Origin of the sequence: Neorhizobium sp. CSC1952 (assembly GCF_030378245.1) — a bacterium.
Lineage (GTDB): Bacteria > Pseudomonadota > Alphaproteobacteria > Rhizobiales > Rhizobiaceae > Neorhizobium > Neorhizobium oryzae_A.
Window position 1 is genome coordinate 3563277 of record NZ_CP128416.1, and the last position, 13594, is coordinate 3576870.

Genomic DNA, 13594 nt, shown 5'->3' on the forward strand with positions numbered 1-13594 from the left:
TTTCTAAGCCGGCGGACGTTACCCGCGAGCCTGCTTCACCAGGCCGGCGATGACGTCGCGTACCGACATGCCTTCCGCGCGCGCCGCGAATGTGAGCGCCATGCGGTGCTCGAGAACCGGTTCGGCAAGCGCGTAGACGTCATCGAGCGACGGGGCGAGGCGGCCTTCGTAAAGGGCGCGGGCGCGGGCGGTCAGCATCAGCGACTGTCCTGCGCGGGGGCCGGGGCCCCAGGCGACATGCTTGTCGGTGGTGGCGTTGCCGTGGCCGGGGCGGGCGGAGCGCACCAGCGACAGGATCGCGTCGACCACCTTGTCGCTCACCGGCATCTGGCGGATGAGGACCTGGATTTCCTGAAGACGGGCGGCGTCGATGATCCCGCGCGTCTTCGCTTCCGAAAGGCCAGTCGTTTCCAGCAGAATCTGCCGCTCGGCGGCCAGTTCCGGATAGAGCACGTCGACCTGCAGGAGGAAGCGGTCGAGCTGGGCTTCCGGAAGCGGATAGGTGCCTTCTTGCTCCAGCGGGTTCTGGGTCGCGAGCACATGGAAGGGGGCCGGCAGATCGTAACGCTGGCCGGCGACGGTGATGTGATATTCCTGCATGGACTGCAGGAGCGCCGACTGGGTGCGCGGCGACGCGCGGTTGATCTCGTCGGCCATCAGGAGCTGGGCGAAGACCGGCCCCTTGACGAAGCGGAAGGAGCGGCGGCCCGTCTCGTCGGTATCCATGACTTCGGAGCCGAGGATATCCGACGGCATCAGGTCCGGGGTGAACTGGATGCGGTTGGAGCCGAGGCCGAGCACCGAGCCGAGCGTCGTGACGAGCTTGGTCTTGGCGAGGCCCGGCACGCCGACGAGCAGCGCATGGCCGCCGGACAGAACGGCGAGGAGGGTGTTTTCGACCACCTTCTCCTGACCGAAAATCACCTTGGCGACTTCGGTCCGGATGGCGGCGATATCGGCAAGAGCGCTTTCGGCAGCGGCGATGATGGCCTTCTCATCGAGGACGGTTTCGGTGGAATTCATCATGCCCATGTCGCTCTCCATCATCAGAACCGGCAGGCTTTTCAGAACCGGATATCATCGTCCGGCGGCGAATCGCTGCGCTGCAGCACACGCCTCATCCGATCAAACTTATTCCCCGAAATATGGCTGACAAGCACGTTTCGAATGACTATCTCGTGAGGAACAATTGCTTGCATGAATGATTACGGGCGAACCGGGACTGAAAGATGGCGGCGCAGACGATAAATTCGGCACCCAATGCCGCGGGGCTTGCGGCTCTGATTTCGCGCGCTTCCGAGCAGTCGGGCGCCGGAAAACGCGGGCTTCCGCCCGTAGAGAAGTGGAATCCGCCCTTTTGCGGCGACATCGACATGGAAATCCGCGCCGACGGGACCTGGTTCTACATGGGCACGCCGATCGGCCGGGCGCCGCTCGTCAGGCTCTTTTCGACCGTTCTGCGCAGGGACGAGGACGGCAGGACCTATCTCGTAACGCCTGTGGAAAAAGTCGGCATAAGGGTGGCGGACGCCCCCTTCCTGGCGGTCGAGATGCAGGTCACCGAACGTGGCGGCAATCCCGTCCTCACGTTCCGAACAAATGTCGGTGACGTGGTGGAGGCAGGCGCCGAGCATCCGTTGCGTTTCGAAATCGCCGGCGAGAACCGGGAGCTGAAACCCTATCTGCTCGTGCGCGGCAGGCTGGAGGCGCTGGTCTCGCGCGCCGTGATGTACGATCTCGTGGAACTCGGCGAGACGATCGTGATAGAGGGTGTGCCGATGTTTGCCGTCCGCTCCGCAACGAAGGTCTTTCCGGTGATGCCGGCAGCCGAACTGGATGCCTTGTCGCAATGAATGAATTTCCGCTTTATTCGGCCGATGATTTCCGTCGGCGGGCGCTGAACCAGAACGGCGGGCCGATCGATCACGCGTGGCGCGATCATGGCGACCATCTGCTCAATCCGACGCTCGTCGATCTTGCGGCCGGGCTGAAGCTCAAGGATGCGGCCGTGCTGGTGCCGGTCGTCGACGACGGCGACGAGGCCAAGGTGATCCTGACGCAGCGGACATCGACCCTGCGCAAGCATTCCGGGCAGATCGCCTTTCCGGGCGGTGCGATCGATCCGGAGGACGTCTCGCCGGAGCAGGCGGCATTGCGGGAGGCGGAGGAGGAGATCGGCCTCGACCGCTCGTTCGTGGAGCCGCTTTCGAGGCTTCCCACCTATTATGCGGCCACGGGTTTCCGCATCACGCCGGTGCTTTCGGTGGTCAAGCGGGGGTTCGAGCTAACACCCAACCCGACCGAGGTGGACGACGTTTTCGAGGTGCCGCTTTCCTTCCTGATGAACGAGGCGAACCACCAGCGCGGCAGCCGGGAGTGGAACGGCACCGAACGGCATTTCTACCTCATGCCCTATGAGGAGCGGAACATCTGGGGTATTACGGCCGGCATCCTGCGCACGCTTTACGAAAGGCTTTACGCATGACCTCGGTTGCTGGCGAGGCCTGGTTCCAGGATCCGGCGCTGCAGCGCGTGCTCGCGCTTCTCAATGCCGATGGCGGGGAGGCGCGTGTCGCGGGCGGCGCCGTGCGCAACGCGCTGATGGGCCTGCCGGTCGCCGATATCGACGTCGCCACGACGCTCAAGCCGCAACAGGTCGTCGAGCGGGCGAGAGAGGCGGGCATCAAGGCCGTGCCGACCGGCATCGAGCATGGCACCGTGACCCTCGTCGTCGACGGCCATCCCTTCGAAGTGACGACCTTGCGCCGTGACGTGGAGACGGACGGGCGGCATGCCAAGGTCGCCTTCGGTACCGACTGGCAAGCGGACGCGGAACGCCGCGATCTGACGATCAATGCGCTCTATGCCGGTCAGGACGGCGAGGTTATCGACCTCGTCAGCGGCCTGCCGGACATCGAGACGCGCACGGTGCGGTTCATCGGCGAGGCGGCGCAGCGGATCGCCGAAGACCATCTGCGCATCCTGCGTTTCTTCCGCTTCTTTGCCCATTACGGTTCCGGGCGTCCGGATGCGGAAGGCCTGCGCGCTTCCGCGCGGGCCAAGGACAAGCTTGCGACCCTGTCTGCGGAACGCATCTGGGCCGAAACCAAGAAGCTGTTTTCCGCCGCCGATCCGTCCCGCGCGCTCCTCTGGATGCGGCAGGCGGGCGTGCTGACCGAAATCCTGCCCGAGACGGAGAAGTGGGGCATAGACGGCATCCATGGACTGATCGCGGCCGAACAGGCGCTCGGCTGGGTTCCCGATCCGATGCTGCGGCTGGCGGCGATCGTGCCGCCGGATGCGGAACGGGTGGCGGCCCTGGCGAAGCGGCTGAAGATGTCGAATGCCGAAGCCGCAAGGTTGACGGCCTGGGCGAGCGCGCCGGCGCTGCCGGACGAGGTGACCGATGTCGGCTTCGACCGGCTGCTCTATCGCCATGGTGCGGAAGGGCTGATCATCAGGCTGAAACTGGCTTTGGCATCCGCGCGCGCCGCTGCGGCGGGAGATCCGGTTGCGATGCGCAAATCCGCGCGGCTTTCGACGCTTCTGAAGCGGGCGGAAAACTATACGCGGCCGGTTTTTCCGCTGAGCGGCGGGGATGTCGTCGCAGCCGGCGTGCCGGCCGGAAAAAGGGTGGGGGAGATTCTGAAGGCGCTGGAAGACTTCTGGGTCGAGCGCAATTTCACGCCCAACCGGGCGGCGCTTTCCGCCCGGCTCGACGAGATGATCGGCAGTTCGTTCTGATCTATGGGCCGCCCGTCAGGCGGCGGCTTCGGTGCCGCCTTCGTCGCGGATGCGAGCCTTGATGTTCTCGACCATGTTCTCCCGGATGATCTCCTCGCCATGGGCGGTGCGCATATGCTCCACGGCGCGGCGGACCACTTCGGCATCCTGATCGGCGCGGGTATGCCACTGGCAGCCGGGCACGAGCGTGCCGCATTCGAACAGTCGCATGGCATTTCCTCCTGCTGTCGTTGACTGGAGGCCGCAGGACGTCTTCCCTCGTCCCCGCCTCATGCCGATAACTCGGAAAGGCGGCGACCGTTCCCGCGGTTACTCCGAAAGCGCCCATGCGTGGAAAACGGAAGCCTCGTCCGCCGGCTTCTTTTGGGCCGGTTCGTCATTGGCGGCCGCGGTTTGGACGGGTTCGCCGGCAAGCTGGCGCTTGACCTGCTCGACGCAGAAGGAATGGGGAAGCTCGCCGCCGCTTCTCTGGCGCATTTCGGTGGCGAGCCGGTCGATCATGCCGGGAGTGTCGAGGGGACGGGGAGCGCCCTTGCTTTGGGACGCATGTGGGATTGGCACGCTGTTCGATGCGGTCATGGCGATCATCCTCCGGTGCAACCGGAACGAAAGCTAGCACCCGCCCTACGATTCGAATATCGCATTTGTCAAGGACGAGATGTTATGCCGCAGCGGGCTTAAAGCAACTCATCTTCGCGTGAAGAGGGATTCGATCTAAGGCCACCTTACAACCGGAGGCAGCGAGGACAGAATGGATTCGACGTTGCCGCTGGTCTTCAGGCCGAAGATCGTACCGCGGTCGTAGAGGAGGTTGAATTCCACGTAACGGCCGCGGCGGACGAGTTGCTCGTCGCGGTCTTCCTCCGTCCAGGGCTGGTTGAAATTGCCGCGCACGATCTTCGGATAGACGAGGTTGAAGGCGCGTCCGACATCCTGCACGAAAGCGAAATCGGCGTCCCAGCCGCCCTTCTCCTCTTCCGAATGCAGCCAGTCGAAGAAGATGCCGCCGATGCCGCGCGGTTCGTTGCGGTGCTTCAAAAAGAAATAGTCGTCGCACCAGGCCTTGTAGCGGCCGTAGTCGGCCACCGCGTGGCGGCCGCAGGTGATCTCCATGACCCTATGGAAGAGGGTGCTGTCGGGATCGGTCTGGGTGCGGCGGCGATCGAGCACCGGCGTCAGGTCCGCGCCGCCGCCGAACCAGTTGCTCGACGTCACCACCATGCGGGTGTTCATGTGCACGGCCGGGACATTGGGATTGACCGGGTGGGCGATCAGCGAGATGCCGGAAGCCCAGAAGCGCGGGTCCTCTTCGGCGCCGGGGATCTGGCCGCGGAAATCCGGCGAGAATTCGCCGTAAACCGTGGAGGTATGGACGCCGACCTTCTCGAAGACGCGGCCTTCCATCATCGACATCCTGCCGCCGCCGCCCGCACCGCCTTCGCGCAGCCAGTCCTTCTGCTGGAACCGGCCCGGCGCCAGATCGGAAAGGGGGCCGGAAAGCTCATCCTCCAGCGTCTCGAAGGAGGCGCAGATCGTATCGCGCAGGCTCTCGAACCAGGCCTTCGCCGTCGCCTTCTTCTCTTCGATGTCTTCGGGTAGCCCTTTCGGAAGTGCCGGCCGTTCCATATCCTGTTTCCCTCTCGCCATGCCCCAGTTGGGGGATCGGGCGCGATTCGCATTTCTTCGAGGCTCGCATTAGCAGCCGTGGCTTTCGCGAACCATTCCATCGGTTGTCCCGGCCGGTTGTCCCGGCGGAAATGAGACTCGCAAAGGGCGCTGTCTCGCACTATCTTCACTTTTCGTAAAGGTGCGGATCAGAGGCTTTCATGGCGAAATTCACACCCCCGCCGCTCGACGGGCTGAAGCGCAGGATCGAACGCCACCGCAAGGAGAAGGCCGGAGAACGTCCGGGCATGTTCGTGCGGGAAACCTTCCTGCTCTCGCGGGAAGAGGCGCGCGAGAAGGCGCGGCAGTGGTTCGACGAATTCCCGAAGGCTGCCTACTGGACCGAGGTGGAAAGCTGGCGCCAGCTCGAAGGCGACCGGATCGAGTTCACCATGCGGCGGCTGCCGAGCGCGGATTAGGCGGCATCCTCCGTCCTGGCGAGGACCGGCGTCAGTTCGAGCCCGAGCGCCTTCATCACCTTCAAGATCGTCGCGAATTCCGGATTTCCTTCGCCGCTCAGCGCCTTGTAGAGCGCCGCACGGCTCATGCCGACATCGCGCGCCAGCTTGCTCATGTTCTGGGCTCTTGCGACGATGCCGAGGCATTTGGCGATGAAGGCGGGGTCGCCGTCTTCGAAGGCGGCGACCATGAATTCCTGAATATCTTCGTCGGAGTTGAGATGCTCCGCGATATCGAACCGTCTTATTTCCAAGGCCATTCGCTTATTTCTCCCGAATTCTGGGCCACTCGTTTTGCCTCGGCGATATCGCTGGCCTGGCTGTCCTTGTCGCCTCCACAGAGTAGAAGCAAAACGACCTTGCCCCGCCGAGTAAAGTAAACTCTGTACCCAGGTCCATAGTGGATGCGCATCTCGCTGACGCCCTCGCCAACCGGTTTTACGTCACCAAGATTACCTTCTTCCGCTCGGGCTATGCGGGCGAAAATACGAGTGACAGCGCGCCTGTCTCTCAAACCATCGACCCAGGTTCTAAAGATTTTTGTCGAGTAGATTTCGAACATGGAAATTGTACTCTATGGAGTTCAGTATGGCAACAACCATAGAATAAACCCAGGCGTGCAATCAATCGCTGTCCGCTATCTCCTCTCCGTCCAACAGCAGCGGACCGGCGCCTTTTTCGCCAAGGACGTCGTAGGGGTTCCTGAGCGGGCAATCCTGCATGGAAAGGCAGCCGCAGCCGATGCAGCCGGTCAGCTGGTCGCGCAGTGCGGTGAGGCTGGCGATACGCTGATCGAGCTTCTTCTTCCAGCTTTCCGAAAGGCCCTGCCAGTCTTTTGCCGTCAGCGGACGGTCGTGGGGCAGGACGGAGAGCGCCTCGGCGATGTCGGCGAGGGGGATGCCCGTTCGCTGTGCGACTTTGATCACCGCCACCCGGCGCAGCACCACACGGGGATAACGCCGCTGGTTGCCGCGGTTGCGCCAGCTTTTGATCAGTCCCTTGGTTTCATAAAAATGCAGCGTGGAGACCGCGACGCCGCTGCGTTCGGCCACTTCGCCCACGGTCAGTTCAAGGGAGATGCGTCCATCCTGAGTTTTCTTCATTGCCGCTATTGACCTCAATATTACTTGAGGTTTTATAGCAGAGGCTCCCGTAAACGAAAACCACTCGATTGAAACTTGGGAGCCCTGTCCGATGCAGGCAAAATTCACTCTGGCGCTGGTCTATGGCAGCGCGCGCGAAGGCCGTCTCTGCGATACGGTCGTCGACTGGCTTCTGACCCAATTGCCGCAGATGCTGGCCGCCGACATCGTCATCGTCATCGTCGATCCGGCGGATCTCATCGCGGAATCCCGTATCGTGAGGGCTGAGGCCGAAAACCGGATCGCACGCGACCTTGCCCGTGCCGATGCGTTTCTCATCGTGACGCCGGAATACAATCACGGCTATACGGCTGCGCTGAAGGAGCTTATCGACAGCTTCTACCGTCCCTGGTGGGGAAAGCCGGTCGCCTTCGTCTCCTACGGCGGCATTTCCGGCGGGCTTCGGGCGATCGAACAGTTGCGGCAGGTCTTTGCCGAGCTCGGTGCCGCGACGATCCGCGAAACCCTCAGCTTCACGCATGCCGTCGAGCGCTTCGACGAGAACGGCAATATCCGCGATCCCGAGCGGACGATGCGCCAGCTCGAACGCCTGGCGAAACAGCTTTCCTGGTGGGCTGTGACGCTGAAGGCCGGCCGCGAAACGGTGGTTCTCGAGGAGATGGCGTGATGTCGGCCCGTACAGATACGTCTTCGGCGGCAAAGCCCGTTTCGCAGATCGGCCGCAACATGACGCTGCTTTCGGTGAGCACGCTGACCATCATGTCGGGTGCGACCATCTCCGCCTCTCTGCCGGGCATCGCCGCGCGTTTCGCCGACATGCCGAACGTCGAATTGCTCAGCCGGCTGGTGCTGACGCTGCCCGCGCTGTTCATCGCAGCCTTTGCGCCGGTTGCTGGCCTGATCATCGATCGCTACGGCCGCAAGCCGATGCTGATCGCCACGCTGGTGCTCTTCGCGCTCGCCGGCTGCTCGGGCCTTTTTGCCGACAGCCTCCCGGGCCTGCTGATCGGCCGGGCCGTGCTCGGCATTGCGGTCGGCGGCATCATGACGACCGGCACGGCGCTGGTGGGCGACTTCTTCGCCGGACCTGCGCGCGACCGCTATATGGGGCTGCAGCAGGCCTTCGTCGGCATCGGCGGCGCGATCTTTCTCACTGGCGGCGGCTTTCTGGCCGAAGTCCACTGGCGTGCACCGTTCCTGATCTATGCGCTGGCCTTCCTGCTTCTGCCGGCAGCGCTGATCTTCATCCGCGAGCCGGTGCGGACCGTTCCGGCGCAGGCGGCCATGCCGCAAGCGGGGCTCGGTTCGCGCGGCGGGCTGCTGCTGACGGTCCTGCTGATCGGTGCCGTCTTCAACATGATCTGCTTCTACATGATCCCGACGCAGCTTCCCTTCTTCCTCAAATCGATCGGGCTCGATGCGCCGAGTCTTGCCGGCATGGCGATCGGGCTCGGGCAGCTGGTCGGCATCGGCGCCTCGCTGGTCTTCGCCCGGTTCCGGCAGGCGCTTGGCGTGATGGGTGTCTTCGGGCTCGCCTTCGGATCGCTTGGGCTTGCCTTCGTTTTCTTGTCCTTTGCAACGGATTACGCGGGCATCCTGTTCGGGATGGCCGTCTCGGGCATCGGCATGGGCACGATCATGCCGAATTTCGCCGGTGCGGCGATGATGATCGCGCCGCCGCAGCTGAGGGGCCGGATATCGGGCCTGCTGGTCGCCAGCATTTTCACCGGCCAGTTCCTGTCGCCGATCCTGTCGCAGCCGGTGATCGGCTCGGCCGGTTATGCGGCGACCTACGGCATGGCGGGCATGGCGATGCTCGTCGTCGCCTTCGCATCCCTGGCGGTGCGGCTCGGTCCGAGGATCGCCGTGAGAGCCGAGGGAGGGCGCTCATGACCCATGAGGCCCTAGCTGCGCGGCTCCGCATGACGCAGGCGGCTTTCGATCAGCTCGCCGCTGTCGTCGAGGATCGGGTGCGCGACCGAGACGATATGGGCGTTGATGCGCTTCAGGTCGCGCAGCATGTCGAGATGCAGCGAGCTGGTCTGCAGGCTCTCCATCCGGCCATCGCGCAAGCGTTCCAGATGACGCTCGGCGGAACGTTTCTCCAGCCGCCGGACATCGACCTTGATCTCCATGAGATGGCGGGCAAGGTTGAAGTCGCCCGTCTGGAAAATGGTCTGGGCGGTCCGCAGGTTGTCGATCGTCAGGTTGAAGAGGTTTTTCAGCTCTTCGTACCCGTCGTCGGAGAATTTGAGGCCGTTCGAGATTTTCTTGCGCACCTGGTCGCAGATGCCCTTTTCGATGATGTCGCCGATATGTTCCAGGTTGATGGCGTAGTCGATGATGACGATCGAGCGGCGCGCATTTTCGGCATCGAGGCCCTCGCGGCCGAGCTTCGAAAGATAGATCTTGACCTCCTGCTGGAGGCGGTCGACGCGCCTCTCCAGCGCGGCGATTTCGAACAGCGGCGCAAGGTCGTTGTGCTTGAAGGCGTTTTCGGCGCGGATCAGCATCCGCTCGATCGCGTCGCCGACGCCGAGCACCTCGCGCGTGGCATTGGCGAGCGCCATGACCGGGTTGTCGAGCGCCTGCGGATCGAGGAAGCGCGGCCCGTCCTCGACTTCCGGATCGGCCGGAACGAGCCGGGCCGCCAGATCCGACACCAGACCTGAGAAGGGCCAGACGGCCAGCGCCAGCAGGATGTTGAAGGCGAGATGCGCATCGACCGGCAGCTTTTCGGGCGAGAGCGGCAACGCCTGCATGATCTCGGCTCCGAAACCGGCAAGCGGCATCGCGATGGCGCAGCCGATGCCCCGGACGATCAGGTTGCCGAGGGTGATGCGCCTTGCCGCCGCCGGGCCGGAAAGCGTGGCGATGACCGGCGGGACCGCGCCGCCGAGATTGGCGCCGAGAACCAGAACGATGACGAGGCCGGTCGAGAGGATGCCCGTCGAGGCGAGCGACAGGATCAGCACGATCATCGCCAGGCTGGAGGAAGAGACGAAGGCCAGGGCCGCAGAGATGACGAGCGCGACCGGCCAGGCGTTGTCGAGCAGGCCGATGAAGGCGGCGAGCGCCGGCGACTGGCGCATGGGCTCGGTGGCAAGCCCGAGCAGATGCAGCGACAGCAGCATCAAACCGATGCCGATCAATGCCGTGCCGGCACCCTGGCGGGCGCTGGAGCGGCCACGATGAAGGACGACGCCGATGAGGATGATCAGGGGAGAAAGCCATTCGATGCCGGTCGCGACCAGCCAGGCGGTGACGGCCGTGCCGAGATTGGCGCCGAGCAGCACGATCTGCGCCATGCGCGGGCGGATCAGGCCGCGTTCGGCGAAGGAGGCGACGGTGAGCGCCGTCGCCGTCGAACTCTGCAGGGCGATGGTGGCCAGCAGGCCGGAGACGAAGGAACGCAAGCCGCTGCGGGTGCCGGTGGCCAGTCCGCTCCTCAGCCGCACGCCGAAAGCCCGCGTCACGCCGTCCTTCACCTGCGCCAGGCCGAAGAGCAGCAGGGCTACGGCGCCGAAAAGGTTGACGATGACGATCGTGGATTCCATGCGGGCATTCCTCATTTCCAAACGCTTGGAAATAGCGGGAGAGGGTGGCGATTTTCAGTTGCCGGCTAATAAATATAAGCTGCCTGCCTCCCTTTGCACAGGGGCGTTTGCGACAGTTTATGACAAGAAACGTTTGGATTTAGTTCCAGTTCGTTTGCCGCAAAGCCTCGCCGGCGATCATCGCCGCCGACATGGCGACGTTGATCGAACGCTGACCCTCGACCATCGGGATCAGGATGCGGGCGTCGGCCGCCTCATGGACGAGGTCCGGCACGCCGGCGCTCTCGCGGCCGAAGAGGAGAATGTCGTCCGGCCGGAACTCGAAACGGGCATAGGGCAGGGCGGCTTTGGTGGAGGCGAGCACGAGGCGCCGGCCGTTTTCCTGCCGCCATTCGTCGAAGCGCTGCCAGTTGACGTGGCGGCTGAGCGTGACGCTGGCGAGATAGTCCATGCCGGAACGTTTCAGATTGCGGTCGGAGATATCGAAGCCCGCCGGCTCGATGATGTCGACGGACAGGCCCAGGCAGGCGGCGAGACGCAGGATCGTGCCGGTATTGCCGGGAATATCGGGCTGGTAAAGGGCGATGCGGAGCTCGGTCATGAAAGCCGCATAACGGAAGACGCGGCCGATGCTCAAGGAATTTCGTCACACGCCCAGGCTGTGACGTTCAGGCAACAGGCAAGACTTTGTCGCCGTCATTCGCTCATTTGCCCTTTTCATTTGCGGATCATGCGGGTAGAAACGCATCCGTTATCAACGCCAACTTTCGGAGGCCCACATGGATATGACCGTGCTCTCGCGCCTCCGCAGCCGGAACATTCGGTTTCTGGCCTAGGCGTTTCGCGGTTTCACGCAAACTTTCCCTTTTCTGATCCGTTACGTGGCCGCATGCGGCCGCGAATTCCTGAATGTTCGCCGCCCCGTCTATGATTCACATAGCGTGACGCAGGGCAGGACGGCAGTCCGATTTACGGAGCTTTTCCAATGTTCTCGTGGTTCGAACGGCGTATCAATCCCTATCCGGATGAGACGCCTACGTTACCGCCCTCCGGCCTTCTGGCCTTTCTGTGGCATTATACAAGGCCGGTCTGGCCATGGCTCGTCATCATGTCGACCTGCACGATGCTGATCGCGATCGGGGAAGTGGCGCTGTTCCAGTTTCTCGGCGATATCGTCGACTGGCTGTCGCATGCCGACCGCACGACCTTTCTCGAAACGGAAGGTCCGAAGCTCTTCCTGATGGCGTTCGTCGTGCTCATCGGGTTGCCGGCGGTCGCGGGCCTCAACGCGCTCATCATGCACCAGATCCTGATGGGCAATTTCCCGATGATCGCCCGCTGGCAGATGCATCGCTTCCTGCTCCGGCACTCGATGACGTTTTTCGCCAACGAGTTCGCGGGGCGCGTCTCGACCAAGGTGATGCAGACGTCGCTCGCCATCCGCGAAACGGTGATGAAGGTGCTCGATGTCTTCGTCTACGTCGTCACCTATTTCGTTTCGATGATCGCGATCGTCGCCTCGGCCGACCTTCGCCTTGCGGCACCGCTCGTCGTCTGGATCATCGTCTATTCGGTGACCGTCGCCTATTACGTGCCGCGTCTTCGCAAGATTTCGGCGGAACAGGCGGATGCGCGCTCGATGATGACCGGCCGGGTGGTGGACAGCTATACGAACATCGCCACCGTCAAGCTGTTCTCGCATGCGGGCCGTGAGGAAGCCTATGCCAAGGATGCGATGAACATCTTCCTTGAGACCGTGCACGAGCAGATGCGCAAGGTGACGAGCTTCCAGGTGCTCGTCTATTCCTACAACTGCACGGCGCTCTTCGTCGTCGGCGGCCTGTCGATCTGGTTCTGGCTCGACAGCGCCATCTCGATCGGTGCGATCGCCATAGCCATCGGCCTTGCGATGCGCATCAACGGCATGTCGCAATGGATCATGTGGGAAGTCTCGGCGCTGTTCGAGAACATCGGCACCGTCTACGACGGCATGTCGATGATGACCAAGCCGCACGACGTGGTCGATCGCACGGATGCCGGCAAGCTTGCTGCGAAGAAGGGACATATCCGTTACGATGCCGTCCGCTTCCACTACGGCAAGGCGAAGGGCGTCATCGACGGGCTCACGCTCGACATTCCGGCCGGTCAGAAGATCGGACTGGTCGGACGTTCCGGCGCCGGCAAGACGACGCTGATGAACCTGCTTCTGCGCTTCTACGATCTGGAGGGCGGCCGCATCACCATCGACGGACAGGACATCTCGACGGTGACGCAGGACAGCCTGCGCTCGCTGATCGGCGTGGTGACGCAGGATACCTCGCTGCTGCATCGCTCCATCCGCGACAACATCGCCTACGGCAAGCCGGAGGCCAGCGATGCGGAGATCATCGAGGCGGCGAAGCGCGCGAATGCCTGGGACTTCGTCGAAGGGCTCGCCGACATGCAGGGGCGCAAAGGTCTCGACGCGCATGTGGGCGAACGCGGCGTGAAACTCTCGGGCGGTCAGAGGCAGCGCATCGCGATCGCCCGCGTCTTCCTCAAGGACGCGCCGATCCTGGTGCTCGACGAGGCGACTTCGGCACTCGACAGTGAAGTGGAAGCGGCGATCCAGGAGAACCTCTTCGCCCTCATGGAGGGCAAGACGGTAATCGCCATCGCCCACCGGCTTTCGACGCTGACCGAGATGGACAGGCTGATCGTGCTCGACCGCGGCCGGATCGTCGAGGCCGGCACGCATCAGGAGCTCGTGGCAAGCGGCGGCATCTATGCCGATCTCTGGAACCGCCAGTCCGGCGGCTTCATCGGGAACGAGGCGCTGGAAGAGGAGGCGGCGGAGTAATCCGCCGCCTCAGACTGCCGACAAAGGTTCGAAAATCTCTGATCGTCATGCTCGGGCCTGTCCCGAGCATCTGCAAACCGTTGACGTTTATAGATCCTCGGCCCAAGGCCGAGGATGACGCCGAGCAAGACGCTAGGTTTGCCATCCAGCCGAGGCGGCGGAGTGACATTAAGAAAATGTAAGCCGCTTGCCGGCGGCTTTTGCTTTGCCGGAAGAGGGAATCCGCCT

General features: G+C 63.3%; 16 protein-coding genes. 7 read left to right on the forward strand and 9 right to left on the reverse strand.

Translation table 11 applies throughout. From position 1 onward, the window contains the following. Window positions 1-18 precede the first annotated feature (18 nt). Window positions 19-1032, reverse strand: coding sequence for a MoxR family ATPase (locus QTA58_RS17335; protein ID WP_085425157.1), 1014 nt, complete (start codon window positions 1030-1032; stop codon window positions 19-21). A gap of 197 nt (window positions 1033-1229) precedes the next feature. On the opposite strand from QTA58_RS17335, the gene QTA58_RS17340 reads away from it, so the two are divergent. Genes QTA58_RS17340 through QTA58_RS17350 form a run of 3 tightly spaced genes read left to right on the forward strand, consistent with a single transcriptional unit; the run spans window position 1230 to window position 3744 of the window. Beyond that, a complete protein-coding gene (locus QTA58_RS17340) occupies window positions 1230-1853 on the forward strand; it encodes a DUF1285 domain-containing protein (protein ID WP_289669774.1) in 624 nt (207 codons plus the stop codon). Continuing rightward, on the forward strand, window positions 1850-2485 hold the full coding sequence (locus QTA58_RS17345) for a CoA pyrophosphatase (protein WP_085424946.1): 636 nt from the start codon (window positions 1850-1852) through the stop codon (window positions 2483-2485). The genes QTA58_RS17340 and QTA58_RS17345 overlap by 4 nt, the downstream gene beginning before the upstream one ends. Continuing rightward, window positions 2482-3744 (forward strand): CCA tRNA nucleotidyltransferase, encoded by a 1263-nt coding sequence (locus QTA58_RS17350; RefSeq protein WP_289669775.1) that lies wholly within the window; start codon window positions 2482-2484, stop codon window positions 3742-3744. Before QTA58_RS17345 ends, QTA58_RS17350 begins: the two co-directional genes overlap by 4 nt. A 15-nt stretch (window positions 3745-3759) precedes the next feature. On the opposite strand, the gene QTA58_RS17355 is transcribed toward QTA58_RS17350, so the two are convergent. The 3 genes from QTA58_RS17355 to hemF all read right to left on the reverse strand — a co-directional run bounded on the left by QTA58_RS17355 (window position 3760) and on the right by hemF (window position 5370). Next, on the reverse strand, window positions 3760-3954 hold the full coding sequence (locus QTA58_RS17355; RefSeq protein WP_085424944.1) for a DUF1059 domain-containing protein: 195 nt from the start codon (window positions 3952-3954) through the stop codon (window positions 3760-3762). Between the two features lie 99 nt (window positions 3955-4053). Next, a complete protein-coding gene (locus QTA58_RS17360) occupies window positions 4054-4323 on the reverse strand; it encodes a hypothetical protein (protein WP_085424943.1) in 270 nt (89 codons plus the stop codon). 135 nt (window positions 4324-4458) lie between these two features. Continuing rightward, entirely contained in the window at window positions 4459-5370 is a 912-nt protein-coding gene (gene hemF / locus QTA58_RS17365) for an oxygen-dependent coproporphyrinogen oxidase (protein ID WP_289669776.1), read from the reverse strand. A gap of 200 nt (window positions 5371-5570) precedes the next feature. Here hemF and QTA58_RS17370 point away from each other — a divergent pair, with 200 nt between their 5' ends. Then, entirely contained in the window at window positions 5571-5828 is a 258-nt protein-coding gene (locus QTA58_RS17370) for a hypothetical protein (RefSeq protein ID WP_085424941.1), read from the forward strand. Here QTA58_RS17370 and QTA58_RS17375 read toward each other — a convergent pair. From QTA58_RS17375 to soxR, 3 genes are all read right to left on the reverse strand, one after another. Further along, window positions 5825-6127: an addiction module antidote protein gene (locus QTA58_RS17375; protein WP_289669778.1), complete on the reverse strand. Its 303-nt coding sequence runs from the start codon at window positions 6125-6127 to the stop codon at window positions 5825-5827. The genes QTA58_RS17370 and QTA58_RS17375 overlap by 4 nt on opposite strands. Further along, window positions 6112-6429: a type II toxin-antitoxin system RelE/ParE family toxin gene (locus QTA58_RS17380; RefSeq protein WP_289669780.1), complete on the reverse strand. Its 318-nt coding sequence runs from the start codon at window positions 6427-6429 to the stop codon at window positions 6112-6114. The genes QTA58_RS17375 and QTA58_RS17380 overlap by 16 nt, the downstream gene beginning before the upstream one ends. Before the next feature lie 61 nt (window positions 6430-6490). Next, window positions 6491-6970 carry a redox-sensitive transcriptional activator SoxR gene (gene soxR / locus QTA58_RS17385; protein WP_289669782.1) on the reverse strand — a complete coding sequence of 160 codons (480 nt, stop codon included), beginning with the start codon at window positions 6968-6970 and terminating at the stop codon, window positions 6491-6493. Window positions 6971-7061: 91 nt separating this feature from the next. Between soxR and QTA58_RS17390 the strand changes: the two genes are divergently transcribed. After that, window positions 7062-7637 carry an NAD(P)H-dependent oxidoreductase gene (locus tag QTA58_RS17390; RefSeq protein ID WP_289669784.1) on the forward strand — a complete coding sequence of 192 codons (576 nt, stop codon included), beginning with the start codon at window positions 7062-7064 and terminating at the stop codon, window positions 7635-7637. Then, window positions 7637-8863: an MFS transporter gene (locus QTA58_RS17395; RefSeq protein ID WP_289669786.1), complete on the forward strand. Its 1227-nt coding sequence runs from the start codon at window positions 7637-7639 to the stop codon at window positions 8861-8863. Before QTA58_RS17390 ends, QTA58_RS17395 begins: the two co-directional genes overlap by 1 nt. A gap of 11 nt (window positions 8864-8874) precedes the next feature. On the opposite strand, the gene QTA58_RS17400 is transcribed toward QTA58_RS17395, so the two are convergent. Together QTA58_RS17400 and QTA58_RS17405 are read right to left on the reverse strand one after the other, a co-directional pair. Next, window positions 8875-10527 (reverse strand): Na/Pi cotransporter family protein, encoded by a 1653-nt coding sequence (locus QTA58_RS17400; RefSeq protein WP_289669788.1) that lies wholly within the window; start codon window positions 10525-10527, stop codon window positions 8875-8877. A gap of 139 nt (window positions 10528-10666) precedes the next feature. Continuing rightward, window positions 10667-11128 carry a tRNA (cytidine(34)-2'-O)-methyltransferase gene (locus QTA58_RS17405; RefSeq protein WP_289673199.1) on the reverse strand — a complete coding sequence of 154 codons (462 nt, stop codon included), beginning with the start codon at window positions 11126-11128 and terminating at the stop codon, window positions 10667-10669. Between the two features lie 384 nt (window positions 11129-11512). On the opposite strand from QTA58_RS17405, the gene QTA58_RS17410 reads away from it, so the two are divergent. After that, window positions 11513-13366, forward strand: a complete 1854-nt coding sequence (locus QTA58_RS17410) for an ABC transporter ATP-binding protein (protein WP_289669790.1) — start codon at window positions 11513-11515, stop codon at window positions 13364-13366. Window positions 13367-13594 lie beyond the last annotated feature (228 nt).

Coding starts and splice junctions, on each gene's coding strand:
- QTA58_RS17335 (WP_085425157.1), bottom strand. CDS start 1,032: ATGGGCATGATGAATTCCACCGAAACCGTCCTCGATGAGAAGGCCATC.
- QTA58_RS17340 (WP_289669774.1), top strand. CDS start 1,230: ATGGCGGCGCAGACGATAAATTCGGCACCCAATGCCGCGGGGCTTGCG.
- QTA58_RS17345 (WP_085424946.1), top strand. CDS start 1,850: ATGAATGAATTTCCGCTTTATTCGGCCGATGATTTCCGTCGGCGGGCG.
- QTA58_RS17350 (WP_289669775.1), top strand. CDS start 2,482: ATGACCTCGGTTGCTGGCGAGGCCTGGTTCCAGGATCCGGCGCTGCAG.
- QTA58_RS17355 (WP_085424944.1), bottom strand. CDS start 3,954: ATGCGACTGTTCGAATGCGGCACGCTCGTGCCCGGCTGCCAGTGGCAT.
- QTA58_RS17360 (WP_085424943.1), bottom strand. CDS start 4,323: ATGACCGCATCGAACAGCGTGCCAATCCCACATGCGTCCCAAAGCAAG.
- hemF (WP_289669776.1), bottom strand. CDS start 5,370: ATGGAACGGCCGGCACTTCCGAAAGGGCTACCCGAAGACATCGAAGAG.
- QTA58_RS17370 (WP_085424941.1), top strand. CDS start 5,571: ATGGCGAAATTCACACCCCCGCCGCTCGACGGGCTGAAGCGCAGGATC.
- QTA58_RS17375 (WP_289669778.1), bottom strand. CDS start 6,127: ATGGCCTTGGAAATAAGACGGTTCGATATCGCGGAGCATCTCAACTCC.
- QTA58_RS17380 (WP_289669780.1), bottom strand. CDS start 6,429: ATGTTCGAAATCTACTCGACAAAAATCTTTAGAACCTGGGTCGATGGT.
- soxR (WP_289669782.1), bottom strand. CDS start 6,970: ATGAAGAAAACTCAGGATGGACGCATCTCCCTTGAACTGACCGTGGGC.
- QTA58_RS17390 (WP_289669784.1), top strand. CDS start 7,062: ATGCAGGCAAAATTCACTCTGGCGCTGGTCTATGGCAGCGCGCGCGAA.
- QTA58_RS17395 (WP_289669786.1), top strand. CDS start 7,637: ATGTCGGCCCGTACAGATACGTCTTCGGCGGCAAAGCCCGTTTCGCAG.
- QTA58_RS17400 (WP_289669788.1), bottom strand. CDS start 10,527: ATGGAATCCACGATCGTCATCGTCAACCTTTTCGGCGCCGTAGCCCTG.
- QTA58_RS17405 (WP_289673199.1), bottom strand. CDS start 11,128: ATGACCGAGCTCCGCATCGCCCTTTACCAGCCCGATATTCCCGGCAAT.
- QTA58_RS17410 (WP_289669790.1), top strand. CDS start 11,513: ATGTTCTCGTGGTTCGAACGGCGTATCAATCCCTATCCGGATGAGACG.